This window comes from Subtercola vilae (assembly GCF_004923255.1).
Taxonomy (GTDB): Bacteria; Actinomycetota; Actinomycetes; order Actinomycetales; family Microbacteriaceae; genus Subtercola; species Subtercola vilae.
The window spans coordinates 21,122-43,409 of the sequence record NZ_QYRT01000027.1; the positions used below are offsets into that span (position 1 = coordinate 21,122).

20 protein-coding genes are annotated in these 22,288 nt (G+C 68.6%); 9 read left to right on the forward strand and 11 right to left on the reverse strand.

The features are described 5' to 3' along the window. Positions 1–62 precede the first annotated feature (62 nt). From D4765_RS13135 to D4765_RS13145, 3 genes are read left to right on the forward strand one after another with little or no spacing between them, the layout of a single operon-like run. Complete coding sequence (locus tag D4765_RS13135; RefSeq protein WP_136642757.1) at positions 63–953, forward strand: alpha/beta fold hydrolase; 891 nt, start codon at positions 63–65, stop codon at positions 951–953. Then, the gene (locus tag D4765_RS13140; protein ID WP_237280427.1) at positions 950–1,618 is read left to right on the forward strand and encodes an esterase/lipase family protein; all 669 of its coding nucleotides are present in this window, start codon (positions 950–952) and stop codon (positions 1,616–1,618) included. Before D4765_RS13135 ends, D4765_RS13140 begins: the two co-directional genes overlap by 4 nt. A 51-nt stretch (positions 1,619–1,669) precedes the next feature. Further along, on the forward strand, positions 1,670–2,494 hold the full coding sequence (locus D4765_RS13145; RefSeq protein WP_136642758.1) for a hypothetical protein: 825 nt from the start codon (positions 1,670–1,672) through the stop codon (positions 2,492–2,494). Positions 2,495–2,579: 85 nt separating this feature from the next. On the opposite strand, the gene D4765_RS13150 is transcribed toward D4765_RS13145, so the two are convergent. Beyond that, positions 2,580–6,641: an ABC transporter ATP-binding protein gene (locus D4765_RS13150; protein WP_201799317.1), complete on the reverse strand. Its 4,062-nt coding sequence runs from the start codon at positions 6,639–6,641 to the stop codon at positions 2,580–2,582. A gap of 143 nt (positions 6,642–6,784) precedes the next feature. Between D4765_RS13150 and D4765_RS13155 the strand changes: the two genes are divergently transcribed. Continuing rightward, positions 6,785–7,696, forward strand: a complete 912-nt coding sequence (locus tag D4765_RS13155; protein WP_136642759.1) for a 2-deoxy-5-keto-D-gluconate 6-phosphate aldolase domain-containing protein — start codon at positions 6,785–6,787, stop codon at positions 7,694–7,696. Between the two features lie 80 nt (positions 7,697–7,776). Then, complete coding sequence (locus D4765_RS13160; protein WP_136642760.1) at positions 7,777–9,063, forward strand: SGNH/GDSL hydrolase family protein; 1,287 nt, start codon at positions 7,777–7,779, stop codon at positions 9,061–9,063. A 6-nt stretch (positions 9,064–9,069) separates the two neighbouring features. On the opposite strand, the gene D4765_RS13165 is transcribed toward D4765_RS13160, so the two are convergent. The 6 genes from D4765_RS13165 to D4765_RS13190 form a co-directional block, all read right to left on the reverse strand. Beyond that, entirely contained in the window at positions 9,070–9,516 is a 447-nt protein-coding gene (locus D4765_RS13165; protein ID WP_136642761.1) for a VanZ family protein, read from the reverse strand. A 51-nt stretch (positions 9,517–9,567) separates the two neighbouring features. Next, positions 9,568–10,488, reverse strand: coding sequence for a DsbA family protein (locus tag D4765_RS13170; protein ID WP_136642762.1), 921 nt, complete (start codon positions 10,486–10,488; stop codon positions 9,568–9,570). A gap of 79 nt (positions 10,489–10,567) precedes the next feature. Continuing rightward, positions 10,568–11,743 carry a tetratricopeptide repeat protein gene (locus D4765_RS13175; RefSeq protein WP_136642763.1) on the reverse strand — a complete coding sequence of 392 codons (1,176 nt, stop codon included), beginning with the start codon at positions 11,741–11,743 and terminating at the stop codon, positions 10,568–10,570. Positions 11,744–11,765: 22 nt separating this feature from the next. Then, positions 11,766–12,833, reverse strand: coding sequence for a tetratricopeptide repeat protein (locus tag D4765_RS13180; RefSeq protein ID WP_161580443.1), 1,068 nt, complete (start codon positions 12,831–12,833; stop codon positions 11,766–11,768). Next, positions 12,830–14,248, reverse strand: a complete 1,419-nt coding sequence (locus D4765_RS13185) for an AAA family ATPase (protein WP_136642765.1) — start codon at positions 14,246–14,248, stop codon at positions 12,830–12,832. The genes D4765_RS13180 and D4765_RS13185 overlap by 4 nt, the downstream gene beginning before the upstream one ends. Positions 14,249–14,296: 48 nt before the next feature. Next, positions 14,297–14,716 (reverse strand): DUF6855 family protein, encoded by a 420-nt coding sequence (locus tag D4765_RS13190; protein WP_136642766.1) that lies wholly within the window; start codon positions 14,714–14,716, stop codon positions 14,297–14,299. 87 nt (positions 14,717–14,803) lie between these two features. Between D4765_RS13190 and D4765_RS13195 the strand changes: the two genes are divergently transcribed. Together D4765_RS13195 and D4765_RS13200 are read left to right on the forward strand one after the other, a co-directional pair. After that, entirely contained in the window at positions 14,804–15,565 is a 762-nt protein-coding gene (locus tag D4765_RS13195) for a PhzF family phenazine biosynthesis protein (protein WP_136642767.1), read from the forward strand. A gap of 43 nt (positions 15,566–15,608) precedes the next feature. Continuing rightward, positions 15,609–16,463 carry a 4'-phosphopantetheinyl transferase family protein gene (locus D4765_RS13200; RefSeq protein ID WP_136642768.1) on the forward strand — a complete coding sequence of 285 codons (855 nt, stop codon included), beginning with the start codon at positions 15,609–15,611 and terminating at the stop codon, positions 16,461–16,463. Between the two features lie 89 nt (positions 16,464–16,552). Here D4765_RS13200 and D4765_RS13205 read toward each other — a convergent pair whose 3' ends face one another. Beyond that, on the reverse strand, positions 16,553–17,218 hold the full coding sequence (locus D4765_RS13205) for an HAD family hydrolase (RefSeq protein ID WP_136642769.1): 666 nt from the start codon (positions 17,216–17,218) through the stop codon (positions 16,553–16,555). Continuing rightward, positions 17,218–17,496, reverse strand: a complete 279-nt coding sequence (locus D4765_RS13210) for a hypothetical protein (protein ID WP_136642770.1) — start codon at positions 17,494–17,496, stop codon at positions 17,218–17,220. The genes D4765_RS13205 and D4765_RS13210 overlap by 1 nt, the downstream gene beginning before the upstream one ends. Before the next feature lie 94 nt (positions 17,497–17,590). On the opposite strand from D4765_RS13210, the gene D4765_RS13215 reads away from it, so the two are divergent. Together D4765_RS13215 and D4765_RS13220 are read left to right on the forward strand one after the other, a co-directional pair. After that, positions 17,591–19,057, forward strand: coding sequence for a phytoene desaturase family protein (locus D4765_RS13215; RefSeq protein WP_323512940.1), 1,467 nt, complete (start codon positions 17,591–17,593; stop codon positions 19,055–19,057). A gap of 101 nt (positions 19,058–19,158) precedes the next feature. Next, positions 19,159–19,611 (forward strand): DUF3054 domain-containing protein, encoded by a 453-nt coding sequence (locus D4765_RS13220; protein WP_136642772.1) that lies wholly within the window; start codon positions 19,159–19,161, stop codon positions 19,609–19,611. A 19-nt stretch (positions 19,612–19,630) separates the two neighbouring features. On the opposite strand, the gene D4765_RS13225 is transcribed toward D4765_RS13220, so the two are convergent. Both D4765_RS13225 and D4765_RS13230 read right to left on the reverse strand, forming a co-directional pair. Continuing rightward, complete coding sequence (locus D4765_RS13225; protein ID WP_136642773.1) at positions 19,631–21,175, reverse strand: SDR family oxidoreductase; 1,545 nt, start codon at positions 21,173–21,175, stop codon at positions 19,631–19,633. A gap of 65 nt (positions 21,176–21,240) precedes the next feature. After that, a complete protein-coding gene (locus D4765_RS13230; RefSeq protein ID WP_161580444.1) occupies positions 21,241–22,275 on the reverse strand; it encodes an LLM class flavin-dependent oxidoreductase in 1,035 nt (344 codons plus the stop codon). Positions 22,276–22,288 lie beyond the last annotated feature (13 nt).

A 22,288-nucleotide genomic window follows, 5' to 3' on the forward strand; every position in this document is an offset into this window, starting at 1 on the left:
TACGCACCGAGTGGCCGCCGGCGGGAGGGCGGCACGCCCGCGTTGTAGCCGCAGGGCCGCCGATGGTGCTACTGCACGGGGTGGGGTCGTCTCATCGCTACCTGATTCCGCTGCAGTACGAGCTCGCCTCGGCATCAGTGGTGCACTCGTTCGACCTGCCCGGGTTCGGCGGCACGGCGAAGCCGACGCGACCCTTGTCGATTGCCGAGTACGGTCGGCTCATCGGTCGGGCCCTTGATCGGCTCGCCGAGCTCGAGTCGCGCGACGCGCCGCGTTCGATCGACGTGCCCGATGCGCGCCACAAGCGTGCCTCGCCGGTGGGCGAGGGGGTGACGCCGGTGGAGCCGTCTGGTGCAGCGTGCGCCGTGGTGGTGGCACACTCGATGGGAACCCAGTTCGCCGTCGAACTGGCGCGTCACAGGCCCGAGCTGGTTTCGGGCCTCGTACTGATGGGGCCGGTGAGCGACCCGCGGCGTGCATCCCTCGCCCGGTCGGGATTCGAACTGCTGCGCGACACACTGGCCGAGCCTGTGCAGGTGAAACGGGTGCAGGGTGGTGATTTCCTGCGCTGCGGTCTCGCGTGGTTCGTCGCCGAGTCGCGCGTGATGCTGGCCTACCCCCTTCTCGAGCGCATGGCGGATCTCGGATGCCCGGTGCTGGTGTTGCGCGGGAAGCACGACCCCATTGCGCGGGCCGACTGGTGTGGCAGGGTTGCCGCGAGTGCGCGGGCCGGCTCGGCTCGTTCTGCATCGGCCGTCGTTGAGGTCGAGGGGCAGCGGCACGTGGTGCACCTGACCGCGCCAGGGCGGGTTGCGGGGGCGATCCGTGCGTTTGTCGCTGATCTGCTGCCAGGGGAAACGCTGCCGGAGTCCGACGAGGCCGACGGGCGCGACGGGCGCGACTGGCGCGACGAGCACGATCAGCAGGACGAGCACGACGAGCGCGCAACGTGACGGCGGTTCTGCAGAAGGCGTGGTGGTGGGCGCTCGACTACGGGTACGCGGTGGGATGGCAGATGCGGGCGGTCGTCTCGAGGGTGGATGCCAGCACGTATGCGAGCGGGAGTTTGCGCCCGGTGGTGGTGATTCCGGGCATCTACGAGAACTGGCAGTTCATGAGGCCACTCGTGGAGGAGCTGCACGCGGCCGGGCATCCGGTGCATGTGGTCGCGATGCTCGAACGCAACGACCGGCCTCTCGCCGAGGCGGCGCTCGCCGTGTGCGTGTACCTCGAAGGCGCGGGGCTCGAGCACGTGGTGATCGTGGCGCACAGTAAGGGCGGGCTCATCGGTAAGACGGTGATGCTCGACCCGGTGGCGGGGCGCCGAATCGACAGCATGATCGCGGTGAGCAGCCCGTTCTCGGGGTCGCGGTACGCGCGCTTTCTTCCGATGCGTGCGCTGCGGGCGTTCTCTGTGCGTGACGCCGGGCTGCTGCGGCTGTCGGCCGAGCGGGACGTGAATGCGCGCATCACCTCGGTGTATGCGTCGTTCGACCCGCATATTCCGGGCGGCAGTCAGCTGCCGGGTGCCACGAACATCAGGGTGGCGACGGGCGGGCACTTTCGGGTACTGGCAGACCCGGATGCTCGGCGCGCCGTGCTCGATGGCGCTCGCTGAGTGACCGAATGCTTTCGCGGGACTCACAGGCACCGAAAATAGGCTGTGCGGGTGACGGTTGATGATGGTGCGACGGGCGAACCCGACGGCGACGGCGACGGGTACGCGGACGGGGGTAGCGGTGGCGAGGGCGAGGGCGAGGGCTTGACGATGAGGGTTGGCGAGGCGGGCACTGCGCGCGAGCGCCGCGGGGGAGCTGTGTGGCTGCTCGGGGTGGTGTGCGTGGTGCTGCTGGCGGGGGTGGTGGTGTTCGCGGGGGTTCGCGGGGCATCCGGAGCCGCCGACAGAGCGGCCCAGACGCAGGCAGCGGTGGTTCAGAGCGCTGTGAGCGCGGCGCAGCTGGCGGGCGAGGCGGCGTCGATTCCGGCGAGCCCGGCGACGACAGCGATCGGCGAGGCGGTGCCAGCGCCGTGGGCGGCGCCCGCAGACCCGCGAGTGCGCGCGGCGATGGCGGGTTTCGGCCTCCTCACGACCGAGGGCACGGCGCTGCACATCCACGCGCATCTCACCGTGACGGTGAACGGAGTGAGAGAGACGGTGCCGGGGGAGGTGGGCATCGATCAAGTAAGTGGGCTGGTGTCACCCCTGCACACCCACGACACCACGGGAATTCTGCACATCGAGTCGCCGGTGCAGGCCGACTTCACGCTGGGCCAGTTCTTCACCGAGTGGAACGTGGCACTCGACGGCTCGCGTGTCGGCTCCTACGGGCCAACCGACGGCAGCGTTCTGACCGTGTTCGTCGACCGGGTGTCGACCACGGCAGACCCGGCGAGCATCGTCTTCACCAACAAAATGGACATCGACCTCGTCTACGGCCCTGCCTCCACCCCTGCCGTGCCCCCCACCCCCTTCGTCTGGCCCGCCCAGTACTGACCCCCGTCGCATCCGGCCCGCGCCCGTCCGGCCCTCCCGCCCCGCCTCCCGCCTCGCCCCCGTCATCGAGAGGGCCGGCGGCGGCTCAGGCGGCGGCGCCGCGCTCGGCTGAGACGAAAGCGGTCCACATGGCGGCGTAGCGGCCGCCGGCGGCGAGAAGGTCGTCGTGCGATCCGACCTCGGCGATGCGGCCGGCGTGCAGCACGGCGATGCGGTCGGCGGCCCGCGCGGTCTGCAGGCGGTGCGCAATAACGATAGTGGTGCGCCCGGCCGATACCCGCTGCATGGCCGCCGTGACGCGCGCCTCGGTGGCGAGGTCGAGGTTCGAGGTCGCTTCGTCGAGCAGCAGGATGGCCGGATCCACCAGCTGCGCCCGCGCCAACGCGATCAGCTGGCGCTGACCCGCTGACAGCGACCGGCCCCGCTCGCTGAGCTCGTGCAGGTACCCACCCGCGAGCTCGACGATGAATTCGTGCGCTCCCACATCGTGGGCAGCGGCCTCAACGTCGGCGTCGCTCGCGTCGGGGCGCCCGTACGCGATGTTGTCGCGCACCGACCCTGTGAAGAGGAACGCCTCCTGCGGAACATAACCGAGCTGCTTTCGGAACGCCACGAGGTCGAGCGAGCGAACATCGAGTCCGTCGGCCAGCACCGCGCCGGATTCGACGTCGTAGAACCGGGCGAGCAGCTTCATGACCGTCGATTTGCCGGCGCCGGTCTCCCCGACGAGGGCGACGGTCTCGTGCGGGGCGATGACGAGGTCGATTCCGCGCAGCGCCTCGGGTGGGCGGCGAACGGCCGCGTCGGCGCTGACCAGCTCGCGGGTGTCGGCGGGGCCTCGCCGCGCGGCGGTCTTGGGGCGCGGGGAGCCCGGCCGGGCATCCGGAGCCGCGGGGTAGGCGAAGTGAACGTTCGACAGCACCAGGGAACCGGTGAGCCGCCCGGCGCTCACCGGGTTCGAAGCGGCGGGGGTGAGCGTCTCGAGTTGCATGAGTTGCGCGATGCGCCCCACCGAAACGCGGGTCTGCTGCCATGAGTCGAACACTTGCGAGAGCTGCTGAATCGGCGAGAAGAACATGTCGATGTACAGGATGAACGCGATGAGCGCCCCCGAGGTGAGCTGCCCGCTCGCAATGAGGCCTGCCCCCACACCGAGCACGATGGCGTCGGCCACCCCCGAGAGAAAGCCGACGAACGGAAAGTATGTGGCCACCAGCCTCTGCGCCGCCACGCGCGACTGCAGGTACTGCCGCCCGAAACCGTGGAAGCGCTTCATGGTCTCGGCCTCGTGCACGAACGCCTGCGACTCGCGCACGCCAGAGAGACTCTCTTGGAAGTCGGCGTTCACCACGGCGATGCGGTCGCGCGACTCGTCGTACAGCCGCGACGACCGGTTGCGAAACCAGACCGTGGCGATGGCTAGCGGAATCACGACCGAGAGCGTGCAGAGCCCGAGCTCGAGGTTCACCGTGAGGAGCGCAACCCCCACCCCGACGAACGTGACCACCGAGACGAGCGCCGAGAGCAGCCCGTTCTGAATCAGCGATTCGAACTGGTCGACGTCGGTGGTCATGCGGGTCATCACTCGCCCGGCCATCTCGCGTTCGTAGTAGTCGAGTGAGAGGCGCTGCAGCTGCGACCAGATGCGAACGCGAAGCGAGAGCATCACGCGCTGGGCGATGCGGCCGGTGACGAAGGTCGAAGCGATCTGATCGAGCAGATCGGCGAGCACCACGATGAGATAGAGAGCGGATGCCCCAAAGAGCACGGCCGCGCTGCCGGCCTGCACGCCGTTGTCGATGCCGGTCTTCACCAGAACCGGCCCGAGCAGCCCCGCCACCGCGTCGATGACCACCAGCACGAGCCCGAACGCGAGCGGACGCTTGAACTCCCGCAGCAGCCGCCCCAGGCTGAAGCGCGCATCACGCCGGGTCTCGTGGTCGAGGTCGAGCGAGGGAACATCGGTGACCGGCCCGAGCGCCGCCACGCTGGCGAGCAGCTCGGGGGTCGGTGCGAGAAACGAGACCGCACCGCGGCCACCGCCGCGGCCGCCGAGCCCGGCACCGAGGCTGCCGCCTCCGCCGGCCGCGCCGCCGGATGCGTGGGCGTGGGCTGCGCTGCCGCCGGGCTTCCGCCACGCAGACTCGGTGAGCGCGGGCCCGCCACCCCCGGTGGCCGCCCCCGCGCGGGAGTCGCGGGCCTCGTCGCCGAGTTCGGTGTCGTCGTCGGAGCGGATCTCGTCGCGCGCGGCAAGCCCCGCCAGAACCTCGATGCGCCCATCGGCGGCGCCCGCCGCAGCGGCAGCGGAGTCGTCGTCGAGACCCGAGAGCAGGCTGCGGTACGTGGCGCTCCGTTCGAGCAGTTCGTCGTGGCTGCCGCTGTCGCTGACGCGCCCGTGTTCGAGAACCACGATGCGGTCGGCCAGGTGCAGCGTCGATTCGCGGTGCGCGATGAGCAGAACCGTGCGGGTACCGAGGGCGTCGCGCAGCCCGTCGTGGATGAGTTCTTCGGTCTTCGCGTCGATGGCGCTCGTGGCATCGTCGAGAATCAGAATGCGGGGGTCGTAGAGAATCGCCCTGGCCAGGGCGATGCGCTGGCGCTGCCCACCGGAGAGGCTCAGCCCGCGCTCGCCCACCACGGTGTCGTAGCCACGCGGCAGTCGGGCGATGAACCCGTCGGCCTGGGCGATGCGGGCCGCCGCCTCGATGTCGGCCTGCGACGCATCCGGCCGGCCGTACGCGATGTTCGAACGCAGCGAGTCGGAGAACAGGAAGCTCTCGTCGAACACGACCCCGACCTGCCGGCGGAGCGACGCGAGAGTGAGGGCGCGCACATCGATTCCGTCGACGCGCACAGCACCTGCGGCGGGGTCGTAGAAACGCGAGATGAGGGCGGCGACGGTCGACTTGCCGCTGCCGCTCGGGCCCACGATGGCCACGCGCTCGCCGGCGGCGATGTGCAGATCGAAGTGGTCGAGAACGGTGTGCGGCGCGGTAGCGGCGCCCACGTCAGTGCCAGTGCCACTCGCTGCGTCGGCGGCGGTGGCACTGCTCGAAGTGCCGGCGCCGGTGGCACCGCTCGAAGTGCCGTACGCGAACCGAACGTCGTCGAAGTCGATCGACCCGCCAGCACCGGCGGGCAGGGCGACGGCGGTGGGGGCATCCTGAATCGCCGGCCTGCGATCGAGCAGCTGGAAGATGCGCTCGACCCCAACCCGCGCCTGCTGGCCGATGGTCAGAATGCCGGCGAGCTGCCGGGCCGGCGCCATCAGTTGGGCGACATAGGCAGAGAAGGCGAGAAAGGTTCCGATGGTCAACTGGTTGTTCAGGGCGAGCCAGCCGCCGAACGCGAGCACGGCCACTTGCGCGAGGGTCGGCACGGCTTCGAGCAGCGGCTGGTAGCGCGACTGGATGCGCACCGCCCGCATCTGCGACCCGTACAGCGAGCTCGACGCGGCCACCATACGGTCGACCTCGTGCTTCTCGCGGCCGAACGCTTTCACGACCCGCACGCCGGTGACGTCTTCGTCGACGATCTGGGCCACGTCGCCCTCGTGCTGCTGGGCGTCCCACGTGGCCGGGAACACCTTCAACCGCATGCGGTACGAAATGAGGAAGAGCAGCGGCGTCACCACGAGGGCGACGAGTGCAAGCGGCCACGACAGAATGAACATGACCACCAGCGAGAGCAGCATGAGAATCACGTTGCCACTCACGATGGGCAGCATCATGAGCAGCCCCTGCACCAGCGCCGAGTCGGAGTTCGCCCGCGAGACCAACTGCCCGGTCGAGAGTGTGTCGAGTGTGGCGAAGTCGATGGACTGCAGGTGGTCGTGCATGTCGTTGCGCAGGTCGTTCTGCACCTCGAGCGCCACCTGCCCGCCGCGGTACCGGCGGAGGTACGCGAAGCCGAAGGTGGCCGCGGCGAGGGCCAGCAGCAGAATGAGCCAGGGCAGCAGGGGAGTGCTGGGCGTCAGAATGACGTTGTCGACGATCTGCCGCGCGACGAGTGGCACCACAACCTGGCAGGCGCTGCCGAGCAGGGCGCCCGTGAGGGCGAGGGTGAGGCTCAGCCGATGGCGCAGCATGTACGCCCAGAGCCGGGCTACCCAACCGCGCTCGGGGGCAACGGTGGAGGCGGGAGGCATTACCTGATTCTACCGTTCGCCGAGGCCGGGGCGGCCGGTGTCAACCGCCTCCGAAGCACCTCGCGTCGCCCGGGTGAGGCTCGTAGGCTGTGACGCACGAACCCTGACGACACACAAGACCCACGAAGACGAGGCACCCACCCATGGCCGGCTCCGACACCACCCTGCTGTTCATTCTCGCTGCCGACCACCGCGACAGCCTCGAGCGTGACCTCTACAAGCTCACTGCCCCAGCCACCCCCACCGAGGCCGCGCGCATCGTGGCCGACAAGCTGCTGATCTACGAAGCGGTGCTCGCCGCGTCGGCCGAGCTGCCCGACGGCGTTCAGGCGGGGCTGCTGATCGACGAGCAGTACGGCGCTTCGGCGGCGGAGCTGGCCGCCGGGTCGGGTGGCGCCGTGGCGTTGACGATGCCGCTCGAGGCCAGCGGGCATCCGTGGTTCGAGTTCGCATACGGCGACCAGTGGCAGGCGCACGCCGAGTTCTTTCGCGCCACGCACAGCAAAGTTCTGGTGCGCGACAATCCGGCTCTGGATGCCGCCGACCGCGCTGCACAGGCCGAAAAGCTCGCCGCGGTGTCGGCCTGGGCGGCCAGCGCGGGGCGGCCCCTCATTCTCGAGCTGCTCGTTCCGGCTGGCGACGCCGACCTCGCGCGGGTCGACGGTGACACTGAGCGGTATGACCGGGAGCTGCGCCCCGCGCTCACCGTCGAGGTGATGGAGTACCTGCAAGACCGCGGGGTCGAGCCGGCGCTCTGGAAGATCGAAGGGCTCGACGAGACGGCCGGAGCCGAAGCCGTGGCCCGTGCCGCCGTGCGCGGGGGCCGCTCGGCGCAGTGCATCGTGCTCGGAAGGCACGCTCCCGCCGAGAAGCTCGATCACTGGCTGAACGTTGCGGCGCCCGTGCAGGGCTTCGTCGGCTTCGCGATCGGGCGGAGCATCTGGTGGGATGCCCTCGCCGAGCACCTCGCCGGCACGGTGTCGGCCGATGAGGCGCGCACCCGCATCGCTGACGCGTACCTCGGGTTCGCCCGGGACTATCTGGCGGCCCGGTGACGACGTACACCTCGGCGGCTGCGCGTTCGCTGATAGTGTGGCGGCTATCGTGAAGCTGCTTGTCTAGCACAAAGGAAAAAATGACGTCTCGCACGCCGCGCTCTCTGACAGCACCCCGCAGAACCGCACTCGCGCTGGCCGCTGCCGTGGTGGCTGTCTCCGTGCTGGCGTTGGCGCCGACCGCGACGGCAGCGAGTCTGCCGGGCGCAGCAGTCGCAACGGTTCGCACCGATGCCAGTGCGCTGCCGACCGCGGGGCTGAACTACGTGGCTCTCGGTGACTCGTACTCGTCGGGGCTCGGCATCGAGCCAGAGACGACGTCGCTGCCCGGCTGTGGCCAGGCACAGCAGAACTTTCCGCACCAGGTGGCCGCCACTCTGGGTCTGAACCTCACCGACGTCACCTGCAGCGGGGCGCAATCGAAGAACGTCGTCAGCGACGCGCAGGTCGTGACAGACCCCGCGACGAGCACCAGCTACGCGGTGCCGGCGCAGATCGGTGCCCTCTCTGCGTCGACTGACGTCGTCACGATCACCGTAGGTGGCAACGACAGTCTCACGTTCGCCTCGGTGGCCCAGGGCTGCGCTGCAGCTTCGGCAGACAAGGGGCCGCTGCTCTTCCCCCCGGCCGCAGTTCCGAATGCGACGGCGTGTGCGCCGGTGTATTCCAAGCTGATCGGCTCCATTGCCGGCTCGCTCGCCAGCACCATCGCCGACACCTACAAAACCATTCGCAGCGCAGCGCCCAACGCCAAGATCTTCGTTCTCGGCTACCCGAGCATCGCGCCCGATGCGGCCAACACGCCCGCTACGCCGACGGCGTGTTTCACTGACATCACTCACCCGAACAGCTTTCCTTTCGGCATCACCGACACCGTGTTCCTCCATCAAGTCGAGACCGCGCTGAACACGGTGACCGCCACCGCGGCGGCGGCCGCAGGGTTCACCTTCGTGCCCGTCTTCGAAAACTCGCTCGCGCACACCGCCTGTGCCACTGTCGATCCGTACGTCAACGGCGTCACCGTCGATCTCGTGACCAAAGTGATCGCCCCCACCTCGCTGCACCCGAACCCAGCCGGTGTCGCATACATGGCCGGCCTGCTCGAGCCGCTCATCGCGGCAGCGTTCCCGGCAGTCGTGGCCCCCGTGCTGACGCCAGACCCCGTGTTGTCACCAGACCCGGTGTTGTCACCAAACCCCGTGCAGTCAGGAGCGGCAACAGTCGCCGCCACCTCGGGGCTGGCCGCAACAGGTCTTTCGGAGACATTCCTCGTGGGTGGCGGCGTGCTTGCACTTCTGCTCATGGTCGCCGGTGCCGGAACCGTGTATCTGCAACACCGCCGGCGTTCTGACACACCGAACGACTGAGCAGGTTCAGGCGCGCTGCGGCTGCCGTGCCCGTCTGAGTCGGCGGGCCTTGCTCGCTGTGAGAACGAGCCCCACGAGTACCCCGACCGTTGCACCAGAGGTGTTCGATACGACGTCGCGCACGTCTGACACGCGCCCCGGCAGAAAAAGCTGGGCTGTCTCGATCGACACCGTCATGAGAAACCCGACCAGAATGGCCAGCCACCATTGCCGCCGGCCGAACAACAGCAGCAAAAACAGCCCGACCGGCACGAACATGGCGATGTTGGCGATGAACTCCACCCGGTCGTAGGTGATCCATTCTGTCGGAGTGTGACGGCTGAACACTCTCAACACCTGGTAGAGCAGCCCCTGTGCTTTGTCGTCGAGCGGTTGCGGGCCGAGAGTCACCCACGCGACCACGCCCAGGTACGCGAGGGTGATCGCGCTGAGAACGGGATGCCGACGGAACATCTCCTCAGAATGCCCGAGACTGCTGGGTGTTCACCCTGCGCCTGATGTCGGTCACGGGGTCGGCGTGGGAGTCGGCGTGGGTGTCGCTGTGCTGGCCGGGGTGTTCTTCGTGTACGTATCACTGACGAACGTGCCGAACGCGGTGGCGTCGCTCAGCGCTCCCGTGTAGGTCGACCCGTCGACGATCACCGTGGGGGAGGTCGTGACGGCCGTGATGTCGGCATTCGGGATGCCCGCCTTCGCCCGCGCCGAGGCATCCTTCACCCAGCTGTCGTACCGGTTCGACGTGATGCATGAGCTGACAGCCGCGTCGGTCACCCCCGCCTTCGTCACCAACGTCACCAGATCGGAGTCGCTCACCCCGGCGCTCGCGATGGTGGCCTGGTCGGCGATCAGTGCGTTGTGCACCGTGAGCACGCTGTTCGGCGAGGTCTCTGCGACACAGGCGATAGCGTTCGCGGCCCGAGTCGACGCATCGTTGCCGTCGGTGCTGCTGAGCGCAACGGGGTGCAGCTCGAGCGTTGCGTAGCCCGAGGTCACCCAGCCCTGCACGGTCGTGGCGTTCGCCTTCTCGAAGGTTGCGGAGTCGGCGCTCGCGTAGTCGACATAGAGCACCACGGTCAGCACCCCGCTGGTGGGGTTGAAGGTGGTCGCCGTGGGCTGCTGGCCGGCCTGCAGGGCAGCGCTTGTGGCGGCGGTCGTATTCGTGCCGTCGCCGCTGAACACGATTCCGTCGCTGGCCATGTTCGCCGGCCCCACGAGCCCCGCGCGAACGGTGTTCACGATGACCAGTGCGGCGACCGCGAGCAGAACGACCCCCACTGTGATGAGACTGGTGCGCCGGATGATCGTGTTGCGCTTCTTTCGCCGGCGCTCGTCTTCGCGCTGAATGCGCGCAATCTCGCGGGCCAGCGCCTTGCGCTCCTTCTTCGGCAGACCGCGCAGTTGCTCTTCGTAGACGTTGACCGGCACGCACGACCCCTTCGTTCACTGACCCGTCGACGCTAGGAGGCCGAGCTATGAGTGGGCTATCGAGCGACTGTGTGTTGGGTCAATGCTGGTGCCGGGCACCCGGTCGCCGGCTCTTCTGACGACGGCTGTCGTGCGCTCCACTCACGGCCGCAGAGACGGCCAGAAGAACCCAGCAGGCCCCGTACAGAAGGGTCGACTGGGGCAGAGCCGTGAAGCATGCGGTAACCATCAGCCCGTAGACGAGCACGAACAGAATGACGAACCCGGTGGAGTACCGATCAATGCGCGGCAAATGAAGCAGGTAGGCGTACAGCCGCCTTCCGGTCGTGCGGCGCAGGCGCACCAGGTCGATCACCACCGCGGCGGCCGAGACGACGGCCACCAGTAGAAGACTGCACTGAACCACCAGCTGAGCCTGTTCGGTGAGAGGAGGCTCAAGAAGCAGAATGACCAGGGCGTAGCCGGCGAGCGTCGTGGCGATGGCGAAGAGTCGGAAGAGCCGCGAAAGGGCGTTCGACGAAGCGGCACGCACGTTCTGCAGGGCAAGGGCGAAGGTCGGGTCGGTGGCGAGAACGTCGAGAAAGCCTCCGGCGGCGTCTGCAGCCCTGCCGCTTCTCAGCATGACCACCGACAGATTGTTGCGGGCCGCGGTGTGCTGCGGATTCAACCGGAGGGTGGTGCGGTACGCCGACTCGGCGCCCTGCAGGTCGTTCTTGGCCAGCGCCACATTGGCGCTCATGAAATGGGCGTCGGGTTCGAGGGGTGCCAGCCGCACTGCTTCGATGGCAGCCGCGTCGCCGTCGGGGGTGATGCACTGGGCGAAGACGTCGACCTGCGCGAGGCTGAGGTGTGCCAGCCACGAGGCCGGAGCGAGGCCCTGCGCCACCGAAGAGGCCTCGCGGGCGTCGTCGAATCGGCCGAGTTTTGCCAGCGCCGAGGCGACGAGCCGCCAACTCCACTCGTTCTCGGGGTTCAGCTGGAGGGCCCGTTCGGCCGCGCGGAGTGCCCGCTCGGGGTCACCGCTGCCGAGAGCAGCCTGGCTTGCAAGGCAGAGTGCGCGCTCGCTGTCGGCGTGACCGGCGAGATACGGGCCGAGAAGTGCCAGCGCCTCCCGGTGCCGACCGGCCGAGACGTAGGCCGCCGCCAGCTCGAGTACGCGTTCGGTCTCGCTCGTCTCACGGCCGGTCTCGCCATCCGCGCCGCCCGGCACGCCGCCGGCCTCGTCGCCGGTCTCGTCACCCGTTCTGTCGACCACCGCTCTGCCCGCCCGGTTTCGCCTAGTTCGCCGTTCGGGCCCGGCTGCGGCGGGCCACGACCACGAGAGAGCCGGCCACCAGAAATGCGCCGGCCAGCAGATACAGCAACTGGGCCACGTAGACCGAGGTGAAGCATGCGGCCACCATCAGGGCGAAGTCGGCCACGAGCAGACCCGCCCATGCGGTGAGAAGTCGATCGATGCGCGGCACGCTCTGTACGAACTGGGCGAATCGTGCGCCCGCAGCCCGGCGGAGACGTACGATGTAGACGACCACGAAGATGCCCGCGACCACCGCCACGAGCGCCAGAAAGTCTGTCCAGACGAGCCCGTAGACGGCCGAGTCACCCGGATCACGGTTGCCGCTGAAGGCTACCGTCACCACCGCGAAGGCCACCCAGAGAATGAAGTGGATGCGCCTGAGGGCCACCGCAGCGACCGCGCGCAGGTTGCGAACGGCCACGGCCGAGCCGGGGTCGGCCGCCAGAATGTCGACGAACCCCGCCGCCGCACTGCCGGCCCGCCCCTGCCGCAGCATGACGAGCGAGAGATTGTTGCGTGCGGCCGCGTGCTCGGGTGCCAGTGTGAGTGCCGCCCTGAACGACCGTTCGGCGTCTGCCCACTGCCTTTTGGCCAGAGCGATGTTGCCCACTGTGAGGTGCGCATCGGGTTCGAGGGGAGCGAGCTCGACGGCGTGCCGGGCCGCCTCTTCGGCCGCCGGGGTGATGTGCCGGGCCGCGATGTCGACCTGCGCCACCTGGGCGTGCGTCACCCAGAGTTGCGGCGCCAGCCCGAGGGCGGTCTGGGCGGCCTGCCGGGCGTCGTCGTGCCGGCCCAGTTTCGAGAGAGACAGTGCAATCAGACGCCACGCCCATTCGTTGTCAGCGCTGAGTTCAGCGGCCGACTGGGCTGTCTCGAGTGCCCGGGCGGGTTCGCCGGCTACGAGGTGCGCCTGGCTCGCGAGGCAGAGGCCCCGGTCGTCGTCGGGATGGGTCGCGAGGTGTGCGGCCAGAGCTCGCAGGGCCTCGACCGGCTTGCCGATCGACAGGTACGTGCGGGCGTGGGCCAGCGCGGCGTCTTCGCCGATCACAGGCGCTTGGCTTTCTTCAGGTAGGCCTTCAGTTCGGCGTACGTTCCGTCGTCGTCGCCGAACAACACCACGTTGCGAGCGCTGTCGAGCCAGCTCGACGTTGAGGGGGCCACTTCTTTCAGTGCACCCTGCACGTCGGCCATGGTGATCATGCGCACCGTTCCGCTGGCGGCGCTGTCGATGAGTGCACGTTCGGCCGCGACCTCGCACACGTAGGCGATATCAGCTCCCGACAGACCCCCGGATGCCCGGGCCAGAGCCTGCAGCTCGATGCCCTCCACCGGTCGGTGCTGCAGGTGGTAGCGAAAGATGCTCTCCCGCGCTTCGAGGTCGGGCGGCAGCACCAGCACCGTGCGGTCGAACCGGCCCGGCCTCCGAAGCGCTGGGTCGACATCCCACGGCTGGTTGGTCGCGGCGAGAACGAAGACACCCTCGTTCTGGTCTGCGACCCCGTCGAGTTCGGTGAGCAACTGGTTCACGGTTCCGCGAAGGGCGCTGTTGCGGGTCTGGCTGCGGCGCTGGCCGAGAGCGTCGATCTCGTCGAAGAAAATGACACACGGTGCCTCGCGCCGGGCCAGTTCGAACGCTTCGTGCACGTTCTGCTCGCTGTTGCCGAGCATCGGGTCGAGAATGTCGGCGAGGCCCACCGAGAGAAAGTGGGCGCCGAGTTCACCCGCCACCGCGCGGGCGATGAACGTCTTGCCACAGCCGGGCGGCCCGTACATGAGCAGGCCGCCCTTGAGGCTCTTGGCGTAGAGCTTTCGAAGCTCGGGGTTCTTCAGCGGAGCCAGAAATGCCGCGTTGAGGCGGTCTTTGATCGACTTCATGCCGCCCACATCGGCGAGGGTGATCACCGAGCGCTCGATGTCGAACGAGGTGCCGGGGGCCACGGTGGGGGAGCTGTCGACGAACATCGGCTGGGCGAGGTCGTGAACGTCGTTCTCGGCGGCGCTCCAGTCGAAGTCGGGGGGCGTGATGGGAGCGGCGGGTGTTGCGTGTTCAGTGGCGAAAGGGGTTGCCGCGTCTGCGGCGGAGGGATCAGTGCGCGCGGGTTCAGCTGCGGCAGGGCGATCGGCTTCGGGCGACGGCGACGGCGACGGCGAGGGGGTAAGGGCGCCGGGTGGCGCCGACACAGAAGCAGTCGTGGGCGCGATCGGAGCCGAGGGGACAGGCTCGGGGTCAACCGCGGCCGCGGGGCTCGGCGCGACGTTCGCTGGGTAAGCGAGCGCATCGGTCATGAGCTGCCGAGCATCCGTATTCTCGGGCGCCAGCTGCAGAACGCTGGCCGCCATCGTGATGGCTTCGGCCGCGGCCCCGCTCTTCAACAGCAGCTGACCGAGATGCAGTCGCAGGTGAACATCGTTCGGCGATGAGTCGATCGCGCGGCGCAGCGAGCTGAGAAGTGGCTCATCCATGAGGCGAGTTTAGTGCGGGCAGGCTGACCGCTGGCCCTGCATTTTCGGTCAGCTTTCGAAGGGTGGTCGCGCGCGCATGCGATTGTTGCGGGGGTCGTGCGTGAGTTCGGCGAGCCCCAGCGCTTCGAGCAACGGCGGCAGGTAGAGGCCGAAACGGCCCCGGTACCCTTTTCGCAGCCCGTACCAACCACCGAGCGGGTTATCGGATGCCCGGGCCCATGCCTCGACGGTGCCCTCCTTGGCGGACTTCTGCTCATCGGCCGCCCCCAGGTCGACCCAGTCGCCCTTCTCCACCAGCCAGGCGTGCAGATCGTCGATGGCGCGTGCATCGTACGAGAGCTTCGTCGAGCCCACCGTGCACACCAGGGCCGGGGGTGTCGCCTCATCGTCGCGGTACATCGTGTAGGCGGAGCTCCCGGGTGGCGTGACGAGCTGCCAGGGTTCTGCTGCGGTGCCGTTCCCGGTCATGAGGGCCTCCCAGATGTGCGTGCGGCAGTACGTTCGCTCGTCGTCGAGGCGGGCGCTGCCGTCACCGCATTATGGCAGGCTGGGCGCATGACTTCACAGATCAACATCGATGTCGTGCGCGTCTTCACCGACGACTCCGGGGCGTTCGGCAACGAACTCGGCATCGTGCGATCGAGTTCTGATACTGCCGGGCGCGAGCAGGCCATTGCGGCGCGGCTGGGCTTCAGCGAGACCGTCTTCATCGATGCCCTGCGGGGCGACGCGTCGCTCGGGGTGGCCGCGGTGATCCGCATCTTCACGCCGGCCGCCGAGCTGCCGTTCGCGGGGCATCCGAGCGTCGGGGCAGCGTGGTGGCTGGCACGCGAGGGCTTGCCGGTGGCCGTTCTGGCCGAGGGCGCGGGCGATGTGGCCGTGCGTTACGACGGCGAGGTCACCTGGATCACAGGCCGCGCATCCTGGGCACCCGAATTCGAGTGGGTGCCCGTCGAAACCCCGGCGGCCGTCGACGCCATTCGGGCCGAGCACTTCACCTCGGGTCACCATTACGTCTGGTCGTGGGTCGACGAGCCGAACGGCGTTCTGCGCTCACGTATGTTCGCACCCGACATGGGCATCGTCGAAGACGAGGCCACGGGTGCGGCTGCCGTGCGCATCACGGCGCTGCTCGGGCGCGGCCTCGACATTCGGCAGGGGCGGGGCTCGCGCATCGTGACGCGGCTCGTCTCCGAGGCCGACGGGCGGGTCGGTGTGGCGGCCGACATTCGGGTAGAGGTCGGCGGGCGCGCGGTGTTCGATCGCATGATTGCGCTCGACATCGAACCCGGCGCAGGCCCTTCGATCGACGTGTGACGCCCGCGCCTGCCGAGCGGGTGGCAGAGAGGGGGGCAGCTCTGTGAACCGGGCCGTAACTTCTTCTCTCGTCGCCGTGTACGTGGCCGACATGAGGGATCTCGCTGGGGCGCAGGGTGGGTCGCGTGACGGGCTCGGGACGAGCCGGTTCGAAGGCCTGCTGAGCGACGGTGAGCGTGAGCGGGCCGGGTTGCTGGTCGACGCTGCCGATCGAAGCAGGTTCGTCGCGGCCCACGCACTGTTGAGGCTCGCGACCAGCGCCGAGCTCGAATTGCCGCTCGGCCGGTTCTCGTTCGACTTCACCTGTGCCCGTTGCGGCGGAGCGCACGGTCGGCCCCGGCTGATCGTCGGTGGCGAAGCGTTGCCCGTCACCGGTGGATACACGGTGTCGCTGTCGACCTCGCACGACCTCGTGGCGGTGGCGGTGGCGGTGGCGGCAGGGGCGGTGGCGACTCCGCCGGCAGCGGGGGAGGCGGGTGCCGACGCCGGAACAGCTCGGGAGGTCGGCGTCGACGTGCAGCTCGTGTCTGCGACGGAGTTCGGCGGGTTCGATGAGGTCGCCCTCACGGAGAACGAGGTGGCGGGCATTCGGAGCCGTGACGACGCCGAGATGCAGAGGATGCGCGGCGTGCTCTGGGCGCGCAAGGAGGCAGTTGTGAAGGCGCTCGGCCGCGGGCTGCGGGTCGACCCGGCGACGATCGACGTCAGCGTCACCGGCACCGTGAGCGGCACCGGGAGCGGCATCGTGAACTGCGAGGGGCTAGCCGTGCGGTGGGCCGATGTGCCGCTCACCGTTGTGGGTGGTGCAGCGCGCTATGCCTCAGCCGTCGCGTTGATGGGTTCCGGTGACGTCGAGGTGGTCGTTAAGAACGGCAGCGACCTACTGCGACGCTACTGACGAATCGTCGGCAGGCGCACCGAGTGCAGGCATATCGATCCGTTTGACTGTCGCACCGATTTGGCGGCTCACCGAATCGAAGGCTCGGCTCAGAGCGCGCCGAGCGGGCTCTCGTCGAGGCCGGCGAGGAGGGCAGCCGCGTCGTCGTACACCGCGACCGCACCCGCGTCGAGCAGCGCAGCCCGCCCGACTCCGCCACTCAGAACTGCTACGCAACGCACGCCCGCACGGGTCGCCGCCTCGATGTCCCACACGGTGTCACCCACCATCACGGCTTGCCCAGCCGCAACCCCCGCCTTCTCGAGAGCGACAGTGATCAGGTCGGGTTCGGGCTTCGCCGTCTCGACGTCTTCTGACGAGGTGACCGCGTAGAGCGCGTCGTCGCTGTCGAGCACGGCCCGCAGGTTCTCGAGTTCGTCTTCGGGTGCGCTGGTCGCGAGCACGACACGCACACCGCGCGCTGAGACGGCAGCAAGCAGTTCGCGGGCGCCCTCGAACGGTCGCAACTCGTCGGTGAACTTCGAGTACTGCTCGGTGTGGGCGTCTTTCGCGCGGCTGCCAAGCTCGTCGCTGTCGTCGCCCAGCAGTGCTTCGAGCAACTTCGACGAGTCCATGCCGATTGCGGCATGTACTCTCCAGTCGTCAACCGGATGCCCGAGCGAGAGCAGCGCGCGAGACCACGCGAACACGTGCAGATAGTTCGAGTCGACCAGCGTTCCGTCGATGTCGAAGAGAACCGCCCCGGGAGAGCGCATCAGGTAACTGGTCGAGTGACCGAGGGTTCTACATCGGCCGAGAACGATTCGATGGCACGCTCGAAGTCTGGGTAGTACAGCAGGTTGCGGGGAGACGACAGCTTCATGACTTCGTAGAAGGTGTCGGTGAGTTCGACGTATCCGAGCACACTCTCGGCGTTGGTCTCAGGAATGCGGCGGTCGCAGATGCACCATTCGTGGTCAGACAGAATGCAGATGCGGATGTCGGTAGCGTGCGGTGAGTTGCGAGGTGAGTATTCACTCAGTTGCGCAGACACATCAACCTCCTTTGGTTTCGTGCGTGAACCTAATTGAACACTGGCCCCCTCACGCGGGCAAGGGCTTGACACCTGCCTATGAACTGGCCGGGAAGTGGGCGATACTACAGACGTGGATTCGGTAGATGTGGTCGTCGTCGGTTCGGGCCCGAACGGTCTGGCGGCCGCCGTCACGATGGCGCGCGCTGGTCTGTCTGTGCGGGTCTACGAGCGGGCGTCGACCATCGGCGGAGGAGCTCGAACGGGCGAACTCACGCTGCCCGGGTATCTGCACGATCTGTGCTCAGCCGTGCATCCGATGGCCCTCGCATCAGATTTCTTTCAACGGTTTCAGCTCGCCTCGCGGGTCGAGTTGCGCCAGCCCGAGGTGGCCTACGGTCATCCGCTCGAGGGCGGCCGGGCGGGGCTGGCGTATCGCGACCTCGACGAGACGGCCCGCAGGCTGGGTGTCGATGGTCCGGCGTACAAGCGACTGCTTGCGCCGCTGGTCGAACACTGGCGCCAGCTCGCGCAGTTCACGGGTGGGTCGCTGCTGCGTGTGCCTCAGCACCCTGTGCTCGTGGCGCAGTTCGGTCTACGCGTGCTTGAGCAGGGTAGCCCGCTGTGGGGGCTGCGATTCGAAAGCGACGTTGCGCCGGCCCTGCTCAGCGGGGTGTCGGCGCACGCGAATCTGCCGCTTCCGGGTCTCGCGCCCGCGGCGGCGGGCCTGCTGCTCGCCACGTACGCGCACGGGGTGGGCTGGCCCATTCCGGTGGGCGGCAGCCAATCGATCGTGAACGCGATGGTGGATGACCTGCTGCTGCACGGCGGCCAGATCGTCACCGACACCGACGTCACCTCGCTCGATGACCTGCCGCAGAGCAGGGCCGTGCTGCTCGATGTGAGCCCGCGCGCGCTCGCCTCGATCGCCGGCGACAGCCTTCCGCCTCGATACGCCCGGGCCCTCAGCCGCTTCCGGTACGGCAACGCTGTGGCGAAGCTCGACTTCGCCCTGTCTGACCCTGTTCCCTGGAGCAATGCCGAACTGCACCGCGCCGGCACCATTCACGTGGGCGGAACCCACGCCCAGATCGCTCGCGCCGAAGCCACCGTCGCCTCGGGGCGCCACGCCCACAAGCCGTACGTACTGGTCTCACAGCCGTCGACCTTCGATGCATCGCGGGCGCCGGAGGGGCGTCATGTTCTGTGGGCGTACGCCCATGTGCCGAGCGGCTCCGACATCGACCAGAGCAACGCCATCATCGGCCAGATCGAGCGGTTCGCTCCCGGTTTTCGTGACACGATCCTCGCGCAGCACTCGAGCACCTCGGTCGAGGAGGAGGCCATGAACCCGAACTACGTGGGCGGCGACATCTCGTCGGGGGCGGCGACCGTCGGGCAGCTCATACGGCGGCCCACCCTGGCACGGTACCCCTGGCAGACACCGGTGAGGGGGCTGTACCTCTGTTCGGCATCCACGCCCCCCGGCCCCGCCGTACACGGCCTCGGAGGCTGGCACGCTGCTCGCAGGGCGCTCGCCGTGGAGTTCGGCATCACGCGCGCGCCAGACCTGCGCATCTAGCGACGCAGGTAAGGCGAGGCCCGTGCCCGGCCGGCGCCCGTGCGCGTTATCGTCGACAGGCGTGCCTCGCACCCGGGCGCCCTTTCCGTAGACTGGAACTCATGTCAGCACACTCGTCAGACACCTCCGCTGGCACGCCAGTACCGCCCGCCGCTCCCGTGGCCCGTCGCGTTCCCGCGCCGCGCCGCGACATCGTCGTAGCCGCCGTATTCGACGTGGTTCTGGTGCTCGTCTTCGTGCTGATCGGTCGCAGCAGTCACTCCGAGGGGTTCAGCCTGGCGGGTACGCTCACCACGTGGTGGCCGTTCCTCATCGGCCTCGCTGTGGGCTGGGCCGTGTCGCGTGCGTGGCGCCGCCCGTTCGGTATCCGGCTTCCCGGCCTCTCGATCTGGCTGCTCACCGTGCTCGTGGGCATGCTGCTGCGCACCGTCAGCAGCCAGGGCGTCGAGGTGAGCTTCGTCATCGTGGCCACCATCGTCATCGGCGTCTTCCTGCTCGGCTGGCGCGCCATCGCGGCGGCTGTTGCTGCCCGGCGCCCGCGCCCCCGAAGCTAGCGCGAGACGCGCCGCGGCCTTACCACTGCGACGGGGTGTAGTCCTTCAAGAAGACACCGCACAAGTCGACGCCGGCCTCACCCTGAACCACTGGGTCGTACACGCGCGCGGCGCCGTCGACAAGGTCGAGCGGGGCGTGAAAACCCTCTTCTGCCAACCGCACTTTCGTGGAGTGCGGGCGCTCGTCGGTGATCCAGCCCGTGTCGACGCTGGTCATCAGAATGCCGTCGGTCAGCATCTCTTTGGCGCTGGTGCGGGTGAGCATGTTGAGCGCCGCTTTCGCCATGTTGGTGTGCGGATGCCCGGGGCCCTTGTACCCCCGCGCGAACACTCCCTCCATGGCCGACACATTCACCACGTAGGCGCGCTCAGAGCGGGCAGCCGCGGCGGCTGTCGCCATCGACGGTCTGAGTCGTGACACCAGGAGGAACGGTGCCGTCGTGTTGCAGAGCTGCACCTCGAGCATCTCGAGCGGGTCGACGTCTTGAACGGCCTGGGTCCAGCTGTTCTCGTCGTGCAGGTCGGGTACGAGCCCGCCCGCGTCGATCGCGGTTCCCGCAGCGAGCCGCTCGAGCGACGACGAGCCGGCGGCCAGGGCCATCGAGGTCAGCTCGTCGGCGTTCAGCGGAACCCCCGTGAGGGTGGCCGTCTTCAGCAACGGGTGCGATGCCACCGACGCCGCAAGGGCCTGCGGGTGCGCATCGTTCGTATGGCCGAACGTGATCATCGCGGGCAGAGGCCCGTCGGGCAGCGGCGACAGTTCGGCTTCGGCGAGCGGAGCGTACGACCCGGGCGAACGCCGCACGGTCTGCGCAGCATTGTTGATGAGAATGTCGAGCGGCCCTGCAGCAGCCACGGCATCAGCCAGGCCGATGACCTGGGCCGGGTCACGCAGGTCGATGCCCACCACGGTGAGTCGGTGAAGCCACTCGGCCGAGTCGGGTAGCCCGGCGAACCGCCGCACCGCGTCACGGGGAAAGCGCGTGGTGATGGTGGTGTGCGCCCCGTCGCGCAGCAATCGCAGGGCGATGTACATGCCGATCTTGGCGCGACCGCCGGTGAGCAGGGCACGTTTGCCGGTGAGGTCGGTTCGGGCATCCCGTTTCGTGTGGCTCATCGCTGCGCAGGTGGGGCAGAGCTGGTGGTAGAAGGCGTCGACCTGCGTGTAGTGCTGCTTGCAGATGTAGCAGGGGCGCGACTTGATGAGCGTGCCCACGGTGGGTGCGGCGGTGATGGCGGCGAGCGGAATGCCGCGCGTCTCGTCGTCGATGCGGTCGGGGGCGCCCGTTGCGGTGGCGGCGATGACACTGCGGTCGGCGCTCGCGATGGCGTCGCGCTTCTCATCGCGCCGGTTCTTCTTGACCGACTTGAACATCTTCGCGGTGGCCTGGCGCACGGTGACGAAATCGGGATGCTCGTCGTCGAGCTCGTGCAGGCTCGCGAGTACGCGGAGGGCCGTTGCGAGCTCGGCGGGGTCGATGCCGCCGGTCGTGGACACCGTCGTGGGCGCCGTCGAGGAGCCTTCGGTGGGCGCGGCTGTAGGGGGCGAAGTGTTCTGAGTCATGGGCACATCAATGCTACCCGCCCGTGGTGGCAGGTAGGCAGGCTGGCGGTGGGCAGCAGCAGCGCTCAGGCGAGCACCGGCAGCAGCGCCGGCGCGATGCGCTCCCGCACGATGCGCAGAATGCGTTCGTGCGAGGCGACCGCTCCGTTCGCGGGCAGGGTGACCATCAGCTGGCTGGCGTGGGGGAGCGCGCGGTCGGCCAGGAGGGCATCCACGATCTCGTCGGGGTGGCCCGCCAGAATGCGGCTGAACCGCAGCGGAACGCGCGGGTCGAGCGGGCGCCCGTCGGCACCCATGCCCGACTCGTAGCCTTCGATGAACTCGCGGTGCACGGCCCGGTCTTCGTCGGTCAGCAGCGGCACGATGATGCGGCCCGCGGCGATGCGCGGCACGCGGGCGGCCGAAATGGTTCCGGCGGCCTGCCCGGCGGCGAACGCCTCTTTGTACGCCAGGATCTGCTGCAGTTGGCCCTCGTCGAACGAGACGCCCGTCTCTTCGCCGTTCAGCGTGGAGACCTGAAGGTCGAACCCCTGTGCTCCGGTGCGCCGGGCCCCGGCGACCGTTCCTGAGCCGTACCAGAGCCGTTCGGCGAGCCCGGGAACGGGCGGCGACAGAGTGAGGTCGGTGTGCGGCGGAATGCTCATATACCCCTCACCGCTGTTGATGAGTGCATCGCCGGCCAGTACCGCGCGCAGTCGCAACGCACGCTTCTGCGCCTCGGCCGAGAAGCTCAGTTCGCTCGGCCCGAACACCGGGTCGAGCATCGACTGGGTGGGAATACCGCTCGAGAGCCCGAGTTCGAGCCGCCCGCCGCTCATCAGGTCGAGCGTTGCGGCGTCTTCGGCCACGCGGATGGGGTCTTCGTACCGCATGGGCAGCACGCCGGTACCGAAGTGCAGGGAACTCGTGCGCTGTGCGACGGCCGACAGAAAGACCATCGGGCTCGACAGGTACGGCTCGAAGTGCCGCACGCGCACCCAGCCGGTGTCGTAGCCTTCGCGCTCAGCGGTCTGAAAGAGGCGCACGCCGTCAGCGAGCGAGGCGGCCGCGCCGCGCGGCCCACCGTGGTTCGGAACGAACGAGAGAAAACTGAGCTGCATGTGCGGGCCTCTG

What these genes read in the sequence shown, in the direction of transcription:
- D4765_RS13160 (WP_136642760.1), top strand. Translation starts at nt 7,777, where the DNA reads ATGACGTCTCGCACGCCGCGCTCTCTGACAGCACCCCGCAGAACCGCA.
- D4765_RS13165 (WP_136642761.1), bottom strand. Translation starts at nt 9,516, where the DNA reads ATGTTCCGTCGGCATCCCGTTCTCAGCGCGATCACCCTCGCGTACCTG.
- D4765_RS13155 (WP_136642759.1), top strand. Translation starts at nt 6,785, where the DNA reads ATGGCCGGCTCCGACACCACCCTGCTGTTCATTCTCGCTGCCGACCAC.
- D4765_RS13220 (WP_136642772.1), top strand. Translation starts at nt 19,159, where the DNA reads ATGTCAGCACACTCGTCAGACACCTCCGCTGGCACGCCAGTACCGCCC.
- D4765_RS13190 (WP_136642766.1), bottom strand. Translation starts at nt 14,716, where the DNA reads ATGACCGGGAACGGCACCGCAGCAGAACCCTGGCAGCTCGTCACGCCA.
- D4765_RS13230 (WP_161580444.1), bottom strand. Translation starts at nt 22,275, where the DNA reads ATGCAGCTCAGTTTTCTCTCGTTCGTTCCGAACCACGGTGGGCCGCGC.
- D4765_RS13195 (WP_136642767.1), top strand. Translation starts at nt 14,804, where the DNA reads ATGACTTCACAGATCAACATCGATGTCGTGCGCGTCTTCACCGACGAC.
- D4765_RS13225 (WP_136642773.1), bottom strand. Translation starts at nt 21,175, where the DNA reads ATGACTCAGAACACTTCGCCCCCTACAGCCGCGCCCACCGAAGGCTCC.
- D4765_RS13150 (WP_201799317.1), bottom strand. Translation starts at nt 6,641, where the DNA reads ATGCCTCCCGCCTCCACCGTTGCCCCCGAGCGCGGTTGGGTAGCCCGG.
- D4765_RS13205 (WP_136642769.1), bottom strand. Translation starts at nt 17,218, where the DNA reads ATGCGCTCTCCCGGGGCGGTTCTCTTCGACATCGACGGAACGCTGGTC.
- D4765_RS13185 (WP_136642765.1), bottom strand. Translation starts at nt 14,248, where the DNA reads ATGGATGAGCCACTTCTCAGCTCGCTGCGCCGCGCGATCGACTCATCG.
- D4765_RS13135 (WP_136642757.1), top strand. Translation starts at nt 63, where the DNA reads ATGGTGCTACTGCACGGGGTGGGGTCGTCTCATCGCTACCTGATTCCG.